We start from the raw sequence: 17,059 nt of genomic DNA, 5'->3' as shown, positions 1-17,059 counted from the left end.
TATATGCCGCACTTTCAAGGTGATGAAGCAGTAAATTATGATTCAAGGATCACAAAACTAGTGCCCGGATACGAGCTGTTGCACCAGCTAACTGCCGCACAATTGCTCACTTTACTACCCGATGAGTCAACCATTTTAATTGTTGGAGCCGGAACGGGTAGAGATATTATAGAGCTGGCTAATGCCAATGAAAGTTGGCACTTTATCGCGCAAGATGTGTCAGCGGATATGCTCGATATAGCAAAGGCGCAATTTACCGAGCATGGACTGCTATCTCGCGTTACTTTTCACTATGGTGAACTCACCACGTTAGATGCGCCCGTCGATGCAGCCCTGTGTTTATTGGTGATGCACTTTTTACCCGACAACGGCGATAAAAACACATTACTGCAAGCTATTCGGCGCAACATACTTTCATCTGGTGTGGTGTTTATTGCCGACCTTGTTGTGCCTGAAACACAGTTTGAACGAGAAGCGCAGTTGGCGATGTGTCGTACGCTAGGACTTACGGAAATAGGTGAACAACGTATGCGTCATAACTTAAGCCATGAATTTTACCCGCTTAATCGCATCCGTTTAGCTGAATTACTTGAAACCTCAGAACTCTCAGAGCCTCACACTTATTTTAAAGCACTTGGCTTTTCTGGGATTGTTTGCCACGCTTTGTAGCAATACACTGGAGCTGTTTTTCTAATGTTTTTAAGCAAAACGGCTTTACAATGATCCCATCGACTCTGGCGGAAATAAGCTTTAGCAACGTACGGCGATTGTCCTCACACGTCACCACCAAAATTGCCATTTTATGACATGCCAGTTCATGTTTTACTTTATCAATCAACATGGTGCCATCCATTTTTGGCATGTTCAAATCAGTCACTAACAGGTCAAACTTTTGTTTTTTTAAATAAGAGACAGCCTGTATACCATCAGTCGCTTCTGTGATGTCTGTGTATTCCAATTTGCGTAACATATTGATTAAAACATGCCGCATCAGTGGCATATCATCTACAACTAAAACCTTCATCCTTTCCTTTACTCTTCTACCAACCTTGTTAGTGTGAGGTTAGTCAAGGCTATGTAAAATGCCACATAATTTACTAATTTTAATATTACTTAGCTGTCGGTAGTCAAAGTACGGACACACCACTAGGTTTAACGTGTGGTCTACTGCAAACTCATCATCTAGCCATTCAAGAGTGTTAGTAAAAATGTGATCTCTCAATAATTTTTTGGCATACGTTCGCCCTGCAATAATGTGATATTTGTAGAGTTTCTCACCAATATTAGGAGGGCTAAACAACAAAGCCTCCTGACTATGCTGCTGCAATAAGCAATTATCACGATACTCTTGCCAAGTATCATACTTAGTAAAATGATGATCTCTATGACTTAGCTGTGCAATGAACTTCGCATAAACATTGAATACTTTGCGCCACCCATTGCCCGATGCCATATTAATCGCATCAATCTCACCACTGATAAGTGGCTGTATTTTAGTTAAATTACGATATTCAGACATGGGAGGTGGGCGCTCAACATAAACCGCAACTAACCCGCTATTATTCCCAAAACCGTGAGTTAGTATTTTCATGATTTGGCGCGTTGTAAAATACGGTCTAGCGCATTACCAAACGCTTGTTTGTCCGTTGCAGAAAGCTTAGATGGCCCCCCATTCATTTCAACACCGCTGCTGCGCATCGTATCCATAAAATCACGCATATTGAGAATCGATTTAATATTGTGCTCCGTATATTCTTCACCTCGAGGGTTAATCGCATGTACGTTTAGCTCAACCACTTCAGCTGCTAGGGGAATGTCAGAGGTGATCACAATGTCGCCTGCTTGTACCCGCTTTACGATTTCATTGTCGGCAATATCAAACCCTTGATTAACCCGTAGTAAGGTCACAAATTGAGTCGCAGGTACTCGCATTGCGTGATTTGCCACAAGTGTTGTTTGTGTTTGCGTGCGCTGTGCTGCACGAAAAATAATTTCTTTTATTGGCGTAGGACAAGCATCTGCATCAACCCAAATTTGCATAGTAAAACCTCTGGTAGAATTGGTAGGTAAAATAATGATCTTGGTGACCATTGTAATCGTAACGCTCTATAATTTAAATTAATTAAACATTTCGGCTATAGGCATTACACCATGCACAAAATTATGACGCTCATATGTATTTTATTTATCACTGGGTGCACTGGCGTTGCACAAGGCATAAAGCCAGTATCTGAGTTAGATATGGCTCAATACCAAGGGAAGTGGTACGAGATCGCACGGTTAGACCATCGTTTTGAACGGGGAATGAGCAGTGTAACCGCAAACTATACATTGAAACCTGATGGCTATGTAGAAGTCATAAACAAAGGTTATGTCGATGAAGAACAAACCTGGAAACAAGCCATTGGTAAAGCCAAGTTTGTGGGGGATAAAAAAAACGGTCATTTAAAAGTGTCTTTCTTTGGCCCTTTTTATGGGTCATATGTCGTTTTTGAGCTTGATAAAAAGAATTATCAATATGCATATGTTACCAGTTATAACAAAGATTACTTGTGGCTACTATCAAGAACGCCGACCGTATCAAAAGAGCGGCTAACACACTTTATCAACACAACCAAAAGCTATGGGTTTGACACTGAGGCGCTGATATACATGAAACATAATAGGTAATACGACACTGTAAAGCCCCTTTACATTTTATGCATAACACTCAACGATAAATGAGCAGTCTTATAACTGTCTGAAAAAATTCACATTAATGTCAGGTACTTGTAACCGGTCCAAGTAACACTGTTGTCTGTTTTAAAAACAACAATGATAGCAACCTGGAGTAACTGATGAATCGTGTAGCATATTCTCTACTAGCAAGTGCCGTCGCACTTGCTTTAACTGCCTGTAATGGTGACGATGGTGCAACTGGCGCTGCTGGTCCAGCCGGCGAGCAAGGCGATGCCGGTATCAATGGCACCAATGGAAGTGATGGCCAAAATGGCGTTAATGGCCAAAACGGTGTTGATGGTACGACAGGAAAGAGCGGCACAAATGGCGGTTCTGGTTTGATCCGTATAGCCACCGTACCAGCAGGGGCTGAGGTAACGGGGTTACATTTGACACGAGAAGGTGACCTATTTTTCAATATCCAACACCCCAATGATGCAAATACTGAAGTAGATAGTTTTAATCAGAAAACATATCACACCGGGACCGTTGGCGTATTAAGCGGGGTGAACTTCAATGAATTACCGAGAAATATTGTCAGTTCTGCGGTACCACATAGCGATTCAGCCTTAGAACAACAAACCGTGGTATCTGCTGTTGGCCAATATCAAATTCTAGGTCAAACAGGTGATACTTTTGCAGGATTAAATGAGAAAAGCTTGCCTGGAGGCTTAGGTGTCATCTATGGGATCAGTTCAAAACAAGAAATTATAAAAAATAACATGCCTGATTTTAATGGCTTTGTTCCCGCAGGTGAAAATACAGGTTATTTATTTACTAACTGGGAAGACTACCCAGGAGGCATGAGCCGCTTAAAAATGAGTAAAGCAACCAATGGCACTTGGTCTGTGGAAGAAGCCATGATGGTCGATTTTGATTCAGTAAAGGGCACTGCCGCAAATTGCTTTGGGTCTGTATCTCCTTGGGGTACTCCGCTAACATCTGAAGAGTGGATCGTAGACTCTAAAGTCGACACTACAACAAACCCAGCTTGGAATAAGCCTACAGATATTAGCTCTCGTTTAGAGAACTTCAGACAATTCCTTGCACCTGAGTTCCCAAACCCTTATCGCTACGGGTACATTGCTGAGGTGCAAAACCCAGCAACAGATACACCAGATGTTGTTAAACATTTTACTATTGGTCGATATGAGCACGAAAATTCAGTAGTTATGCCTGACCGTCGTACCGTTTATTCGTCGCAAGATGATACTGGTGGCGTATTATTTAAATTCATTGCAGACCAACCTGAAGACTTAAGCTCAGGCACATTATATGGCGCTAAGTTAACTCAAGATGCAGGTCTTAGCGACCCAGCAGTCACTGGATTTGATATCGAATGGGTTGAATTAGCATCAAATACCAACTCGCAAATAGAAACTTGGATAGCACAGTATGATGATGTTACCAGTGCAGATTACGTAGAAGGACAAACAAGCTATTTGTCCGTCGCTGATGTGCAAGCATGGGTTGATGGTAAAGCAACTTATCCAACGGTTGCAGAAGGCGGCGGCCCTATTACAGCTGGTAAGCCAATGGATGACCGTGTTGCATTCTTAGAGTCTCGCCAAGCAGCCCGCTTAAAAGGCGCAACTGCAGAGTGGCGTAAACTTGAAGGGATCAGCATAAACCATGATCGTGTGCTTGAAGCAATTACAGGCCAAGACGTAATCGCTAATGAAATCGTAGAAAAAGCGTATATGTATATTGGCATTGCTGATTTAGATAGCACCATGACAGATGGTGAAGGCGATATGCAACTATCCGCGCGCGTAAAAGACTGTGGCGGTGTTTATCGTGCAAGCATAGACAGTAACTACAATCTTACACGTATTGAACCTGTTGTAATGGGCGGAACATATCGCTCGAGCTTAACCGGTGCGGAACGTTGTGATGTCAATCAGCTCTCTCAACCTGACAACGTTATTGTTATGCGCGATGGACGTATACTTATTGGTGAAGATGGTTTTCAAGAGAATAACACTTTGTGGATGTATGACCCGCAATCAAAGTAATCAATTAACGTTTTAATAGCCTGAGCGGCAATCATCGCATTGCCGCTTTTTTTAGCAACAAAAATAGAAGTCATAAAAATGAAACAGCTTCTCTTAGTATTATTATTATCGGTATCTATCACTTGGTTACTTGGCTGCTCAGAAAAAAACATCATCACCGGTCCTGAACTTAACGCAAACACCAATACTACACCACCCAGTGCCCCGCCATACCAAGTAGGGGATGATATTCCCGCATTGGCTTATATTGAACATAACGAAACCTACAATGCAGAATCGGTGATCCCACCGCAGTGCTATACTAAAACAAACGGTGTAAATAATCCGTGTTATGCATGCCACCAAACTGACCGTACGGATCTAAATAGGCCAAATCAAATGGCTGACGGTAATTTACAGGGTGACTATGAGTTTTCAGATCTGGGAGTAAAAAATCACTGGAAAAACCTGTTTGTTGACCGAACTGACTTAATCAAAGGCATTTCAGATAAAAAAATACTCGATTGGATAAACCAAGATAATTACAGTGAGTTTATCAAAAAACAGCAGGCCAACTCACAATGGCTAGGTGAGATCACCCCCATTAAAAACTTAGCGTACCCAGAAAAAGCATTTAACTCCCAGGGTTTTGCGAAAGATGGTAGCGGCTGGGTGGCATTTAATTATAAGCCATTCCCTAGTACATTTTGGCCTACTAATGGCTCAACGGGAGATGTCATGATCAGGCTGCCAAGTGCATTTAGGGAAGTGAAAGGCGTGTATAACCAAGACGCTTATCTTGCCAACCTCAGCCTGGTTGAGCTTGCTTTGAAAGGATTAGAAACAATCTCGACACCACCAATCAATGAGCAACGAGTAGGAACTGACTTAAACTCAGATGGCAAACTTACGACGATTAACCATATAACTAAGCAGTCCAACTATGTTGGCGATGCAACGGCTGAATTGGCATATCAACTGTACCCAGAAGGCACCGAGTTTTTGCATACCGTTCGCTACATAGGCGTAGACAGTAACGGAGCTATATTTAACGCGCCGCGTATGAAAGAAGTGCGCTATATGAAAAAGCATAACTTCAAGTCTAAGCAAGAACTTGGTACATCATATTATCGAGAAGCGAAAGAAAAATCATTTGAAAACCTCCCGCAAACACTCTATCTCGGAGATCAAGGTATCAATAATAGTTTTGGCTGGACCATCAATGGCTATATAGAAGATGCACAAGGTAAGCTGAGACCACAACATAAACAAGAACTTGCGTTTTGTAACGGCTGTCACAAAACGGTTGGCTCAACATACGACCAAACATTTTCATTTGCTCGTAAAGTTACCGGTAAAAAAGGCTGGGGTTATATCGATTTAAAATCAATGACGGATGTACCAAATAAAGGTGAAACAGACGGGGAATTCTTAACCTATATGACACGTGTTGGCGGGGGGGATGAATTTAGACAAAATCAAGAAATGCTGATGCGCTGGTTCAATGCTGATGGCAAGCTTAATACTGAAAAAGTAAAAGCCACACGTAACCTCTATGAACTTATTACACCGTCTCCTGAACGAGCACTGGCTTTAAACAAGGCTTATCTATCAATTGTCAAAGAGCAAAGTTACTTATTTGGTCGAGATGCCACTTTAGTTAAAGCTCATAATGTATTGGAGCAGGTAAATGATAGCCAACAACCACTTAAGCCAGAACATCGTTATGTTTGGGACATGCAGTTAGCGTGGACTGAATAATAACAAGAGTATAACGAGTAAGTTAGTAAAATGGTGATCTCCGAGAACTCACCATTTTACTAACTGAAGGGGAAACCATACGCCATACAATATAATTTACTATGAGAGATCAGTATTTTACCAAGCAAGGCTACGTAAGATCATATTTTTACTAACTAGGTACAGCGCAGATCAATATTTTACTAACCCTTCTCAAACAGATCAGTTTTTTACTAACTAAATATGGGAATAACCAAGGTTTATTACGCACAAGCGTCGATCATTATCGTTAGAACCTGGCCTGATATCTATCTAGATCATAATTTTACTAACATTGACTACTTCGAACTCGGCTTCAGATCAGTTTCTTACTAACAAAAACCTTGTAATAAACCTGTTAGATCAGATTTTTATTAACTTATGGAAAAAATACTAAGGAGAGATCACGATTTTACTAAGTTATGTTAGTAATATCGTGATCTCTGATGTGATGATAGCGATTTAATTATTAAAACTGAGCTAAAAGGTTAAAAACAAGCCATTATAACAATGCCAAAACAGCTGTTATGACTAGCAGTCCGGGGAGTAAGTAAATAAGTGATCTCAACTTGGCCGGCATATAACTTAGCAGTAGAGCCAAACACATCACTGAGACAGCCATATAGCCACATAATAAAATGCTGCCATAGCCAAATTGATGCCACATGCTCATCAAAGCACTTGCCAACAAGCAAACCCACGAAACGATACGTATATGACGACTTAGCTTTGCGTCTACTCGTACTCCAAACACTGACTTATAATGGCTACTTTTTGCCAAAGCAAACCCTGTGAAACTGGTAAAGCAAAATAAAAAAGCAAGTAACTGTATCATACAGCTTGCCCCTTTAATGCTTTATTAACAGCTGGTTTAGCTGCTTGCTTGCTCGCCAACTTTCGACTCTGAATATAAAATACAGCAGCCGTTAATAAGCACAGTATATCAAACCCAGCTAGCACCCATTGCTCCTTAAATATATAACTAACTAAGTTACCTTCAGTTGTAAGAGCATTACAAATTGGGAGTGCCAACCATAAAACGGCGTTCAATTGAGCTAACTGACGCCATTGGGCAGTGCCCGCTTTATATAAAGCCATGAGCGCTACACCCAGCCATCCTAGAAAGAATAGGTGGATTTCAGCCTCAGCACGGCCTGTATAACTATCCGGTAATAAGCGATTAGCAAAGAAAAATGCCGCTGTCGCGACTGGCAAACCCATAATAGTAGCCAAATTAAGGCCTTCAACCAGTCTGAGTCCAAAGCTTGCCGTTTGATCCGCTTTCATACGTTCACGAATACGCTTCGCCCACATAACAGCGCCACTGCCGATCATGACACATCCGGCAATACCACACACAAAGAATAACCACCTTAGTCCTGGGAGCGATAAGCGCCCAGTGTGTAATGCTATCATACTGTCATATAGCGTTTCACTGGCACTAAAATCTGTATTCTCGGTCATAATGAGCTCACCGTTTACCGTGTTATATACCCACACAGGCATTTCATCTTGTATCTTTGTTCCTGTGTTAGCATAGAACTTTAGACGTGCAGTCTCATCAGATGGGTGGTCCACGATAACCCGCTTAATATCTACATGTGGCCAGTCAGTATAAAATTGATCTACCAGTTGCTTCATAGGTAACATTTCAACCGTTCGGCCAGTGATATCTGCATGTTGTCTTGATGGGCTTAAGTCAGCAAAAAAAGCTTTTTTACCTTCGTCGTATTGCGTCATTGCCGGATACGGAAACAACATAAAAATCAAAGTGACTAACCCGGTATAGGTGATCATTATATGAAAAGGCAATGCGAGTACCGATGACAAGTTATGCGCATCCAACCAGGTTCGTACGCCTTTTCCTTTTCTAAACTGGAACATATCTTTAAAAATACGTTTGTGGATCACGACTCCAGAAATCAGGCCTATCAACATGAATAAACTAGCAAAAGACACTAACCAACGTGCAACAGTACGATCCATATAGTGGAGGTCAAAGTGAAGTCGATAAAAAAATAGCCCGCCATGGCTATCTCGATATTCGCCCAACGTCTCTTCTGTATTTGGATCCATATACTGGTCATGCCATTGACCGCGCTCCCCCTCTTTCCCTTTATCTTTATAGGATACTTCAATTACATGATTACGTTCAGAAGGTAAACCAACCCACCAAGTATCCGCTTCAACGGCATTAGCCTCTAAATGCTGTAACGCAGCACTAATTTGACCTTGCTGCGCTAGCACTCGATTGTCTTGCGGTGCCACATCATGCACAGCTGGTTGTGACCAAAACGTAATTTCATGGCGAAAAAAGCTCAGAGTACCAGCAAAGAAAATAAGAAATAGTAACCAACATACTAAAAGACCTGTCCAAGTATGCAGCCATGTCATTGAACGAAAAAAGCTATCTTTCATAACCAACCTTTAATAAATGCAAGCAATAGAGCCTGACATGTACCTAATAATATTAAGATCCCATACACTTTGCGTAACGCTCGCACACTAAATACCCAAATGAATACACATGCATAAACTAAAATACTTAAACTAACGGCAAGCAATACCGAGTCCGTTTTTGGCAATGGAACCACCGCAGCGAGTAAAGACACTGCAATAGCAGAAAAAACATAACCGCCGACAATGGCAGCAAAAAAACGCGAGCACACCAAAAATGGAGCACTTTTAAACCAAGTACCGATATGAGATATAACCACGATAAAACCCTAGGGGATAAAATACAGAAAAATAAATTATGCTAAATTAGACACAAAAAAGATAGTCATTCTCATTTGTATTTGTATATAAATGAGACAAAAGCCAGTGAATCGCCGATATGTACCTATTAACGCAGTAAATATCGTTCAGATACGATAAAAGGGGTATACTTTGAAAAGTGTGATTTGAATACCGCAGGCTGTTAACGTGAACGTTTTAGATGAAATTAGGCAATGTAGAATATGCCATGACAGTTTACCGTTAGGTGCTAATCCAACCATTCAAGGAAATAACAATGCCCGTATTCTCATTGCTGGCCAAGCACCGAGTAAAAATGTGCACCTCACAAATAAGCCTTTTAATGATGCCAGCGGTGTTCGACTTAGATCATGGCTAAATGTTGATGAAGAAAGTTTTTATAACCCAAATATATTCGCGATTGTGCCTATGGCGTTTTGTTATCCAGGTAAAGGAAAAAGTGGCGATCTAGCGCCACCTTCTATCTGTGCACAAACATGGCGAGAAGAGTTATTGAATTATTTCAATCAAATAGAGTTAACTATTGTTATTGGTCAATATGCGCAACACTATCACTTTACTAATTTTATAAGCGTTACGGAGCAAACCAAGCAGTGGGAAATACTCTTGCCCAAAATGATAGCTTTACCGCATCCGAGTCCTAGAAACCGGCATTGGTTACAGAAGAACACTTGGTTTGAGCGGGACGTTATACCAACTTTGCAAACTACAACACACAAAATTATAACAAAAATTAAATAATTAAGTGAATCTCATTGCGTATTTTGGATTTGTTACGCATAATTCACTCTAACTTAGGAACTAGAACATTAACATTTTCAAGGGACTTGAATATGCTATATAAAATTACAGGCTGGGCAGCCATTGCTCTTAGTTTAGTCGCATTATTTCCTAGCCATCAAACAGGTGCACTATCTGTTATCGGTTTCTACATTTGTTTATTCTCTTTGTTAATCGGTGCGTTCGCAAGCCATTTAGGACACTACTTTTATTATAGAACCGTCTTTTTCGTTGCTCTTATGAATGTTTTCATCATTAATGATGGAACTCATTTTATGCTATTGATAGAGCAAAGTGATTGGGTTTATATTGGTTCTATGTACGGTATCTTTGTGGTCGTTGGCAGTATATGTAGCTTTTTGATCCGACGAGAAGATACTGCACAATTAAATCAAAAGCGATATGAGACATCTCAAAACAAACTAAGCCCATGATAGTTGCTCATACCGCTCACAGCCTTACTCTGAAGCAAAAGCAAGCAGCTCATCACCTGATAAGCGGTTTATGATCCATTCATTTTGTTGTTTTGCACCAATACTATGATAAAAATCAATTGCAGGTTGGTTCCAATCAAGTACCACCCACTCAAACCGCCCACAATCTTTCTCTATCGCTAACCGAGCTAAATATTTCATAATCGCTTTACCAGCACCATGGCCCCTTTTATTTTGAGAAATATAAAGATCTTCTAAGTACAAACCGTACTTCCCAAGCCATGTGGAATAATTAAAAAAGTAAACTGCAAAGCCAATTGCTTCGCCTTGTTCTTCACAAATTAATGCATGAGCGTGAACATCATCGCCAAACAGTTTATTCTCTATGTCGAAAACCGTATTTAAAACCGCATCTGGTTCTTTTTCATAAACAGCTAACTCATTTATAAAGTGCAGAATATCTGCGGCATCAGATTTAACAGCAGCACGTATTTCAATTGTCATTATCGATTTCCCTTAGTGAATTATCTACGCCCAGTGTATGCTAAAAAAACAGATGTATTAAGTGCATATATTGCACTGAGTGAATGAATTTTATGCATAGCATGTTTAATATCGACTTAAACTTACTCAAGCTTTTTACTGTGCTTTATCAAAATGGTTCCGTAAGTGAAACTGCTGATACCCTCAGTATGAGTCAATCGGCTTGCAGCCACGCACTGACCCGATTGAGACAAAAGTTGAACAATGATCTGTTCATTCGTATCGACAATAAAATGGTGCCGACACAATTTTCAGAGAGTTTGGCAGCAAAAATTATGCCTGCTATGGAAATACTACAATTGGGTTTACAACCAATAGAACAGTTCGATCCCAATACAGACACAACCTATATCATTGCCGTAACCGACTATACAGCTTGGTGCCTAAAGCCGCTGATCGAATATATACACCAACATTACCCTAGAATTTCTATACGCTTGATATCACTGGAACAACGCATACCAGAAGAGCAGTTAAAAACAGGTCAAATTGATTTTGCCTGTGGCTTTGCACATCAAGCCGAACACTCTCAAAGTATTTCAGGCCTTACTTGGTTAACGGATAGCTACGTTAGCCTCCTATCTAGCCAGCATCCTTTGGCCGCCAAAAAAACAATATCGATTCAAGATTTTATCGATTACCAACATATATTGATCGCACCTTGGAATGAGGGGAGGGGGGTGGTAGATAAAGCTTTGGTAAAACATAATGTCTTGAGAGATATTGCGCTCACAACACCCTATGGGTTAACCGCACCTTTTATGCTAGTTGACACTCTTTGGATCCTCACATTACCACAAAAGTATGCCCATTACGCTGCAACAAAACTCGCCTTAAAAATACATCAACCACCTATCACGATCCCTAACTACCAGCTTAAGTTGTATTCACACAAAACACGACAGCAAGATCCCAAAGTAATTTGGTTCAGCGATATATTAAAAAAGATATTTAATAATAGTTCTGGTGTATAAGTGAACTAACAGGGTAACTCCATACGTATGTTGGTATATGTAAAAACAACATAAGGAAAAACCATCATGAAGGTTATGGCGTTTATCATCTTACTGGCAAGTCACCTAGGCACAGCGCAAGCAGCCGAACTTGATAGTTTACTCACTAACCCCTTACAAGTTGGCCAAACAAGCCGCATGACTTATCTTTTTTGGGATGTCTATGATGCAACCTTGTATGCTCCTAACGGGAAATACAGCACCAGTAGACCATTTATACTGAAACTGGAGTATTTACGAGATTTAGAGGGAGAAGACATAGCGCAGCGCTCGATTGAAGAGATGCAGAAGCAGGGATATGCAGATAAGCAAAAGTTAGCCCTATGGCTTGATAGCATGAAAACTATATTCCCCAATGTGCGCAATGGGACGCAATTATTAGGCGTAAGAAACGCAGCTGGAGAAAGCGTTTTTTATAGCGAGAATAAATTGCTAGGAAAAATAAAAGACCCAGATTTCACCACACACTTTTTCAATATTTGGTTAAGTGAAAAAACATCTGAACCAGAAATGCGCAAAGAGTTACTCGCCATACAGGATAAATCATGAAAAATACGTTATTTGCACTTGTCATATGTACCACCATAAGCGGGTGTGGCATCACTATAAAAGGGGATGCCTATAAAAACATCACACCGGCATTTGACCCTTATGCGTTCTTTGATGGGAATGTGAAAGCATGGGGGATTGTACAAAATCGCTCAGGTGAACTTGTACAGAGGTTCACAGTAGATATTGATGGTTCTATTGACGCTGGCAACGTACTCACATTAGACGAAACCTTTAGCTATGGTTTAGGCGAAGGCGTCACATCGCGGATATGGACAATAACAGAAACCGACAAAAACCAATATCAAGGCACTGCCTCAGATATACTTAATAAAGCCAAAGGCACAGTGTATGGAAATGCAATGCAATGGAGCTATGATATGCAGTTACCTGTTGACGACACCACGTACAAAGTACACTTCGACGATTGGATGTGGGCATTTGATGAAAATACCATTGTAAACCGCTCTTATATTCGTAAGTTTGGTGTCACAATGGCTGAAGTTACTATATTTATGCAAAAGCAAAATAAACGTTAGCGATCCAAGTAACGGGTGTCAAAGTGAAAAATGAGTATGTAATTCATGCTCACTCTGATCACCCGCGCAGAAATGCGCAGTTCCTGAAATGGTTTTCAACTGTTCTGTGCCGCTGCCAGCAATAACCGACAGTGTTCCTTTAGCTTCACCGTTTTGGAACCTACCTTCATGCAACAGTGACATGTGCCCTTCACAAGTTTGATACTGACCACTAAAAACCTCTATCCCTGTAAAAGTTGCACATCCATTAGGTAAATAGCATAAGCTATAATGTGTTACGGAAGTGCCGTTTAACACGCCAACATAATGCTTTTTAATCACAGCACTTCGAATTGAAGCTTCGGTATCTTTTCCCTTTATGACATCGCTTTCTTGCCAACTCTCTATCGTAAACTTAGACATCGCCTTTCCTTTCTTTGAATCAATATGACAAAATTACCCTACTATTTGCACGGAAAATTGTATAAATGCGACAAATTCATACTCATCTTGCCAACGCTTCTGGTGTATTTCACGCATCAAAAAATGCACAATATTACAACGTCAATATTTACCAACCAGCAGAACACCTCAAAACAATTATAGACTGCTATTGGTTTGCTGATTGGAATATAAAACACGCTGCCACGCATATACAAAGAAACTTACCGAGCCCAAACATGCATTTAGTATTTGACCGTCTCAGCACCTACTACACAGGCGTAATGACTCAAGCATATGAAACACCTTTGGCAGGATCACATGCCATTGTTGGCGTTAAATTTAAAATTGGCGCACTCAATAAGTATTTACCATGCGACCACAACGCGCTGAAAAACCTTCATTTCAATAGTAACGGTGTGCTATTACCTATAAATACAAGAAGTAATTTGGTGCCTCATGATCATGGGGCCTGTATTTACATATTAAATCAGCGCTTTCATGATATTCCACCGGCTAGCTTACAAGTCAAAAAAGTTAATCATGCATGGCAAACACTATTAAATAACCCTGATATTGATACCGTACAAAATTGGGCAAACTTAGCCCAAGTATCTGTCAGGACACTGCAAAGGCTGTGTTTAGAGTATATTGGTTTAACACCAAAATGGTTATTGCGAAAACAAAGGTGTGTATACGCTCTGAAACTACTTGATAACTCAGATAATGATATTTATGACGTGATCTTACACTTAAAATTGAGTGACCAAGCACACCTTATCAGAGAGTTTAAAACCGTGCTGGGACTAACACCCAAACAATATCAAAAATTGTAAAGGGCCTTGACACTTAGTCAAGCAAATGTAGCCTGGTCAGTTGCTTCTCTAATGTATTCATATTAAACGGTTTAATAACAAACCCACTTACCTTTGCAAGCAATGCTTGTTGTACTTTTTCTTTTTCATTCTCGCCTGTTACCATAAGCAGAGGCGTTTTCGCCAGTATGCGATCTTGACGGATTGCTTGGAGCAACTGTAAACCATCGATTTTTGGCATATTTAAATCGGAAATAACTAAATCGTAAGGCCTGCTTTTTAATAGCACCATCGCTTGATAGCCATCAACCGCTTCATCAATATCATCAAACCCAACATGTCGCAGCATATTTATCATCACATGCCTCATAGAGGCCATATCGTCAACAACGAGGATACGCATTGGGTCTCCTTACCTGAATAAATAAAAACTTGCCGCAAGTGCTCGTAAATAGTGAGTGTAGCTTATATCTAGCATCATGAAAGGTGTTAATGTAATTGAAATAAAATATGCGTTATAAAGGTCTTAATAAAGCACAGCAAAGGAGTATTAATTCTCTAGAATGGCAAAGCACATGGAGACTCATAAATATGAATTGTAACGAACATGACTATATTGAAATCGCCTGTTTATATCACTATACCCTAAAGGTGTTGACGGCCAATAGAGTCGAGCACGATGGGATCGCAATTAACACTGTGTATAATGAGCAAAAAAAACACTGTTTATACCTAAAAAGCCACGAGCACCAACAGCTTATTGAACTCAATGAAATTGTTGAGGTCAGTGTACTTACACCAAACCCATACTTTAGTCACTTACGAGTTAAGGGGTAGCTCCATAAATACACTTAATGGATTTTCTCGATACAGACCAAAACGTTCACATCGGGCAAATCCAAGGCTTTCATATAAATTAATTGCTTCTGATTGTTTACTACCCGTTTCTAAGCGCATTAATGGAATTTGCGCTTCACCTGCATAATGTAACAAAGTTTGCATAATGCGCCGTGATAAGCCTTTACCACGATACGTCGGCTTTACGTATAACCGCTTAAGTTCACCGTAAAGTGTATTATCAAATTGTTTAACAATCGCACCACAGGCAACGATACCATCTTCATTCATAAGGCCAATTGCATGCACATTTGGTTGCTTTAACTCTGTAAGCTCTAACGATTGAGCGCTCGCAACAGGGTAAAGAGAATGCATCAATCGATCTATTTCTGAGAATAATTCAATAACATGGCTATCGTCAGGGTTTAAATCAACTAATTGCATATATTCACTCAACTCAGTGTTTCTAGGAACATTCTAAATGTGGAGTCAAACTATACCGACATACACATGAGTAACAAGTAAAATACGTTTAAATTTGTAACCTTTTAATACGGTGACGCAAAGCTTGGTATATTAATCTTTTAAAACATACACTTACCTAAAGAAAGTAATTCTCCAGCGCCTGTTTAAGGTATTTTTGCATAGCATCTCGGTGATACTTACGGACATTATAGCTTTGCTCTAAATGAATAAATCGTTTAGATGAAGCACTAGAGCTTGTAGAACATATATTTGATGAACCATTCGTATAGCGCGCTTGAACATTCCAAGTCCCGCCCAGACTTTTGGTATCATTTCCATAGACACAAGCCGCAATTTTCCCCTCGTCTTCAACAACTCTGCGTAATGAATGCAAAATGCTATGTTCTCCATCTGCAGTGTTATAACGTACACTTTCACTCAAATTAAGCATTAGATCGTTATCCACGTCACACTGCGCTTGAAGTTTGGCGAGCGTTGTTTTGCCGAAGCCATGATATTGAATAAAGACTGATGCATCATCAAAATCACTCATATATTTATGTGCGACATTAAAAAATGATTCTGTTTGATGTGCGACATCACTCGCCTCATAGTGTCCATTGGTGCAAGTGCTGAGCGCATGGCTATTATCTCGACGAGTACCCGCTAACATCAGTAATTTTGTTTGCGTGTATAAGAAAGCATCAATTGCTTGCGTGCCCGTAAACGTATCTCGCTTAGGATGGGGCGCCTGTAATATGGCATTCAATCCAGTGGGATTATACACATAGGTACCACCGCCTTTAAATTCGGCACTGTGAAGTGTTGCACGTTCTTGTAATAAGTAATACGTTGATTGTGTATTGGTATCAAAAAATTGCGCAACATTATAACCAATAGAAGTTGCCAGCTCTTGCGCCAGTGGAAAGTCTTGCGCAATAAATGCGTCAAATACCACTTCAAATTGATGCTGCTCTGCCGAGCTGGGAGCAACCCAAGTATTGTCTGCTTTTTTGCCATAATCAATCGCTTTGAGGTGCTTAGCCAGTTCCCCCGACATAACCGTGGTCGCATAACTGGGAAAACTCAATAAAGTGACTAACAGTAAAGCAAGCGTAACTAATACTGTCGCTGATAATGTACTTCTTCCATAAGGCATAAAAGAACAAGGCGAATACAAACTCATAGCATCTCCGAACGGTTAAATTAGCAATCAAAAAACGACATGTCGCAATTTTCCTGATCCGTGCGGCTTGCAAAACAATCCTTTGTATTAGTTTATTCTTATTTAATATGTCAAAAGTTGTATTATTAGTATCAAAATAAACCCTATTGTTCTACACAAAAACATAAAAATGACTTTTTAGTATTAGTTTTAATTTACCTTTATTGGTTCCAGAAATAGTGATTATTACG

Annotated in this window: 22 protein-coding genes; 11 read left to right on the top strand and 11 right to left on the bottom strand. The window is 40.1% G+C overall.

Translation table 11 applies throughout. The features are described 5' to 3' along the window. Positions 1 to 3 precede the first annotated feature (3 nt). Positions 4 to 669, top strand: coding sequence for a class I SAM-dependent methyltransferase (locus PCIT_RS21475; RefSeq protein WP_010364365.1), 666 nt, complete (start codon positions 4 to 6; stop codon positions 667 to 669). On the opposite strand, the gene PCIT_RS21470 is transcribed toward PCIT_RS21475, so the two are convergent. From PCIT_RS21470 to PCIT_RS21460, 3 genes are read right to left on the bottom strand one after another with little or no spacing between them, the layout of a single operon-like run. Then, a complete protein-coding gene (locus PCIT_RS21470) occupies positions 626 to 1,024 on the bottom strand; it encodes a response regulator (RefSeq protein WP_010364367.1) in 399 nt (132 codons plus the stop codon). The two genes, PCIT_RS21475 and PCIT_RS21470, sit on opposite strands and share 44 nt — an antisense overlap. A gap of 39 nt (positions 1,025 to 1,063) precedes the next feature. Beyond that, positions 1,064 to 1,591, bottom strand: coding sequence for a DUF6942 family protein (locus tag PCIT_RS21465; protein ID WP_010364368.1), 528 nt, complete (start codon positions 1,589 to 1,591; stop codon positions 1,064 to 1,066). Beyond that, a complete protein-coding gene (locus PCIT_RS21460) occupies positions 1,588 to 2,040 on the bottom strand; it encodes a YaiI/YqxD family protein (RefSeq protein WP_010364370.1) in 453 nt (150 codons plus the stop codon). The genes PCIT_RS21465 and PCIT_RS21460 overlap by 4 nt, the downstream gene beginning before the upstream one ends. Before the next feature lie 111 nt (positions 2,041 to 2,151). Here PCIT_RS21460 and PCIT_RS21455 point away from each other — a divergent pair, with 111 nt between their 5' ends. The 3 genes from PCIT_RS21455 to PCIT_RS21445 all read left to right on the top strand — a co-directional run bounded on the left by PCIT_RS21455 (position 2,152) and on the right by PCIT_RS21445 (position 6,473). Then, the gene (locus PCIT_RS21455) at positions 2,152 to 2,670 is read left to right on the top strand and encodes a lipocalin family protein (protein WP_010364372.1); all 519 of its coding nucleotides are present in this window, start codon (positions 2,152 to 2,154) and stop codon (positions 2,668 to 2,670) included. 167 nt (positions 2,671 to 2,837) lie between these two features. Beyond that, a complete protein-coding gene (locus tag PCIT_RS21450) occupies positions 2,838 to 4,733 on the top strand; it encodes an alkaline phosphatase PhoX (protein ID WP_010364373.1) in 1,896 nt (631 codons plus the stop codon). A 78-nt stretch (positions 4,734 to 4,811) separates the two neighbouring features. Then, entirely contained in the window at positions 4,812 to 6,473 is a 1,662-nt protein-coding gene (locus tag PCIT_RS21445) for a hypothetical protein (RefSeq protein WP_010364375.1), read from the top strand. Positions 6,474 to 6,993: 520 nt separating this feature from the next. Here PCIT_RS21445 and PCIT_RS21440 read toward each other — a convergent pair. The 3 genes from PCIT_RS21440 to PCIT_RS21430 are packed head-to-tail and all read right to left on the bottom strand — an operon-like array spanning position 6,994 to position 9,208. Beyond that, a complete protein-coding gene (locus PCIT_RS21440; protein WP_010364378.1) occupies positions 6,994 to 7,326 on the bottom strand; it encodes a DUF3325 domain-containing protein in 333 nt (110 codons plus the stop codon). Continuing rightward, positions 7,323 to 8,909, bottom strand: coding sequence for a PepSY-associated TM helix domain-containing protein (locus PCIT_RS21435; RefSeq protein ID WP_010364380.1), 1,587 nt, complete (start codon positions 8,907 to 8,909; stop codon positions 7,323 to 7,325). The genes PCIT_RS21440 and PCIT_RS21435 overlap by 4 nt, the downstream gene beginning before the upstream one ends. Then, positions 8,906 to 9,208: a hypothetical protein gene (locus PCIT_RS21430; protein WP_010364382.1), complete on the bottom strand. Its 303-nt coding sequence runs from the start codon at positions 9,206 to 9,208 to the stop codon at positions 8,906 to 8,908. The genes PCIT_RS21435 and PCIT_RS21430 overlap by 4 nt, the downstream gene beginning before the upstream one ends. A gap of 208 nt (positions 9,209 to 9,416) precedes the next feature. Between PCIT_RS21430 and PCIT_RS21425 the strand changes: the two genes are divergently transcribed. Beyond that, positions 9,417 to 9,989 carry a uracil-DNA glycosylase family protein gene (locus PCIT_RS21425; protein WP_010364385.1) on the top strand — a complete coding sequence of 191 codons (573 nt, stop codon included), beginning with the start codon at positions 9,417 to 9,419 and terminating at the stop codon, positions 9,987 to 9,989. 92 nt (positions 9,990 to 10,081) lie between these two features. Beyond that, entirely contained in the window at positions 10,082 to 10,462 is a 381-nt protein-coding gene (locus PCIT_RS21420) for a hypothetical protein (RefSeq protein WP_010364387.1), read from the top strand. A gap of 24 nt (positions 10,463 to 10,486) precedes the next feature. Here the strand turns inward: PCIT_RS21420 and PCIT_RS21415 are convergent, their stop codons facing one another. Continuing rightward, positions 10,487 to 10,966, bottom strand: coding sequence for a GNAT family N-acetyltransferase (locus tag PCIT_RS21415; RefSeq protein ID WP_010364389.1), 480 nt, complete (start codon positions 10,964 to 10,966; stop codon positions 10,487 to 10,489). Positions 10,967 to 11,058: 92 nt separating this feature from the next. Here PCIT_RS21415 and PCIT_RS21410 point away from each other — a divergent pair, with 92 nt between their 5' ends. The 3 genes from PCIT_RS21410 to PCIT_RS21400 all read left to right on the top strand — a co-directional run bounded on the left by PCIT_RS21410 (position 11,059) and on the right by PCIT_RS21400 (position 13,106). Continuing rightward, on the top strand, positions 11,059 to 11,979 hold the full coding sequence (locus PCIT_RS21410) for a LysR family transcriptional regulator (protein WP_010364391.1): 921 nt from the start codon (positions 11,059 to 11,061) through the stop codon (positions 11,977 to 11,979). A 66-nt stretch (positions 11,980 to 12,045) separates the two neighbouring features. Further along, positions 12,046 to 12,567, top strand: a complete 522-nt coding sequence (locus PCIT_RS21405) for a chalcone isomerase family protein (RefSeq protein WP_010364394.1) — start codon at positions 12,046 to 12,048, stop codon at positions 12,565 to 12,567. Then, positions 12,564 to 13,106 (top strand): DUF3833 domain-containing protein, encoded by a 543-nt coding sequence (locus tag PCIT_RS21400; protein ID WP_010364396.1) that lies wholly within the window; start codon positions 12,564 to 12,566, stop codon positions 13,104 to 13,106. The genes PCIT_RS21405 and PCIT_RS21400 overlap by 4 nt, the downstream gene beginning before the upstream one ends. Positions 13,107 to 13,124: 18 nt before the next feature. Here the strand turns inward: PCIT_RS21400 and PCIT_RS21395 are convergent, their stop codons facing one another. Continuing rightward, positions 13,125 to 13,508, bottom strand: a complete 384-nt coding sequence (locus tag PCIT_RS21395; RefSeq protein ID WP_010364398.1) for a DUF3224 domain-containing protein — start codon at positions 13,506 to 13,508, stop codon at positions 13,125 to 13,127. Positions 13,509 to 13,573: 65 nt separating this feature from the next. Between PCIT_RS21395 and PCIT_RS21390 the strand changes: the two genes are divergently transcribed. Beyond that, a complete protein-coding gene (locus PCIT_RS21390) occupies positions 13,574 to 14,362 on the top strand; it encodes a helix-turn-helix domain-containing protein (protein ID WP_010364400.1) in 789 nt (262 codons plus the stop codon). Positions 14,363 to 14,375: 13 nt separating this feature from the next. On the opposite strand, the gene PCIT_RS21385 is transcribed toward PCIT_RS21390, so the two are convergent. Beyond that, positions 14,376 to 14,744 carry a response regulator gene (locus PCIT_RS21385; RefSeq protein ID WP_010364402.1) on the bottom strand — a complete coding sequence of 123 codons (369 nt, stop codon included), beginning with the start codon at positions 14,742 to 14,744 and terminating at the stop codon, positions 14,376 to 14,378. Positions 14,745 to 14,932: 188 nt separating this feature from the next. Between PCIT_RS21385 and PCIT_RS21380 the strand changes: the two genes are divergently transcribed. Continuing rightward, entirely contained in the window at positions 14,933 to 15,178 is a 246-nt protein-coding gene (locus PCIT_RS21380) for a Rho-binding antiterminator (RefSeq protein ID WP_040698318.1), read from the top strand. Here the strand turns inward: PCIT_RS21380 and PCIT_RS21375 are convergent. Continuing rightward, positions 15,161 to 15,622: a GNAT family N-acetyltransferase gene (locus PCIT_RS21375; RefSeq protein ID WP_010364407.1), complete on the bottom strand. Its 462-nt coding sequence runs from the start codon at positions 15,620 to 15,622 to the stop codon at positions 15,161 to 15,163. The two genes, PCIT_RS21380 and PCIT_RS21375, sit on opposite strands and share 18 nt — an antisense overlap. Before the next feature lie 157 nt (positions 15,623 to 15,779). Beyond that, positions 15,780 to 16,829, bottom strand: a complete 1,050-nt coding sequence (locus PCIT_RS21370; protein ID WP_010364409.1) for a hypothetical protein — start codon at positions 16,827 to 16,829, stop codon at positions 15,780 to 15,782. Positions 16,830 to 17,059 lie beyond the last annotated feature (230 nt).

The organism is Pseudoalteromonas citrea (genome assembly GCF_000238375.3).
GTDB lineage: Bacteria > Pseudomonadota > Gammaproteobacteria > Enterobacterales > Alteromonadaceae > Pseudoalteromonas > Pseudoalteromonas citrea.
The sequence above is the reverse complement of the archived record's forward strand: the minus strand, read 5'-3'. Positions and strand labels throughout refer to the sequence as shown.

Coding starts and splice junctions, on each gene's coding strand:
- PCIT_RS21475 (WP_010364365.1), top strand. CDS start 4: ATGCCGCACTTTCAAGGTGATGAAGCAGTAAATTATGATTCAAGGATC.
- PCIT_RS21470 (WP_010364367.1), bottom strand. CDS start 1,024: ATGAAGGTTTTAGTTGTAGATGATATGCCACTGATGCGGCATGTTTTA.
- PCIT_RS21465 (WP_010364368.1), bottom strand. CDS start 1,591: ATGAAAATACTAACTCACGGTTTTGGGAATAATAGCGGGTTAGTTGCG.
- PCIT_RS21460 (WP_010364370.1), bottom strand. CDS start 2,040: ATGCAAATTTGGGTTGATGCAGATGCTTGTCCTACGCCAATAAAAGAA.
- PCIT_RS21455 (WP_010364372.1), top strand. CDS start 2,152: ATGCACAAAATTATGACGCTCATATGTATTTTATTTATCACTGGGTGC.
- PCIT_RS21450 (WP_010364373.1), top strand. CDS start 2,838: ATGAATCGTGTAGCATATTCTCTACTAGCAAGTGCCGTCGCACTTGCT.
- PCIT_RS21445 (WP_010364375.1), top strand. CDS start 4,812: ATGAAACAGCTTCTCTTAGTATTATTATTATCGGTATCTATCACTTGG.
- PCIT_RS21440 (WP_010364378.1), bottom strand. CDS start 7,326: ATGATACAGTTACTTGCTTTTTTATTTTGCTTTACCAGTTTCACAGGG.
- PCIT_RS21435 (WP_010364380.1), bottom strand. CDS start 8,909: ATGAAAGATAGCTTTTTTCGTTCAATGACATGGCTGCATACTTGGACA.
- PCIT_RS21420 (WP_010364387.1), top strand. CDS start 10,082: ATGCTATATAAAATTACAGGCTGGGCAGCCATTGCTCTTAGTTTAGTC.
- PCIT_RS21415 (WP_010364389.1), bottom strand. CDS start 10,966: ATGACAATTGAAATACGTGCTGCTGTTAAATCTGATGCCGCAGATATT.
- PCIT_RS21410 (WP_010364391.1), top strand. CDS start 11,059: ATGCATAGCATGTTTAATATCGACTTAAACTTACTCAAGCTTTTTACT.
- PCIT_RS21405 (WP_010364394.1), top strand. CDS start 12,046: ATGAAGGTTATGGCGTTTATCATCTTACTGGCAAGTCACCTAGGCACA.
- PCIT_RS21400 (WP_010364396.1), top strand. CDS start 12,564: ATGAAAAATACGTTATTTGCACTTGTCATATGTACCACCATAAGCGGG.
- PCIT_RS21395 (WP_010364398.1), bottom strand. CDS start 13,508: ATGTCTAAGTTTACGATAGAGAGTTGGCAAGAAAGCGATGTCATAAAG.
- PCIT_RS21390 (WP_010364400.1), top strand. CDS start 13,574: ATGCGACAAATTCATACTCATCTTGCCAACGCTTCTGGTGTATTTCAC.
- PCIT_RS21385 (WP_010364402.1), bottom strand. CDS start 14,744: ATGCGTATCCTCGTTGTTGACGATATGGCCTCTATGAGGCATGTGATG.
- PCIT_RS21380 (WP_040698318.1), top strand. CDS start 14,933: ATGAATTGTAACGAACATGACTATATTGAAATCGCCTGTTTATATCAC.
- PCIT_RS21375 (WP_010364407.1), bottom strand. CDS start 15,622: ATGCAATTAGTTGATTTAAACCCTGACGATAGCCATGTTATTGAATTA.
- PCIT_RS21370 (WP_010364409.1), bottom strand. CDS start 16,829: ATGAGTTTGTATTCGCCTTGTTCTTTTATGCCTTATGGAAGAAGTACA.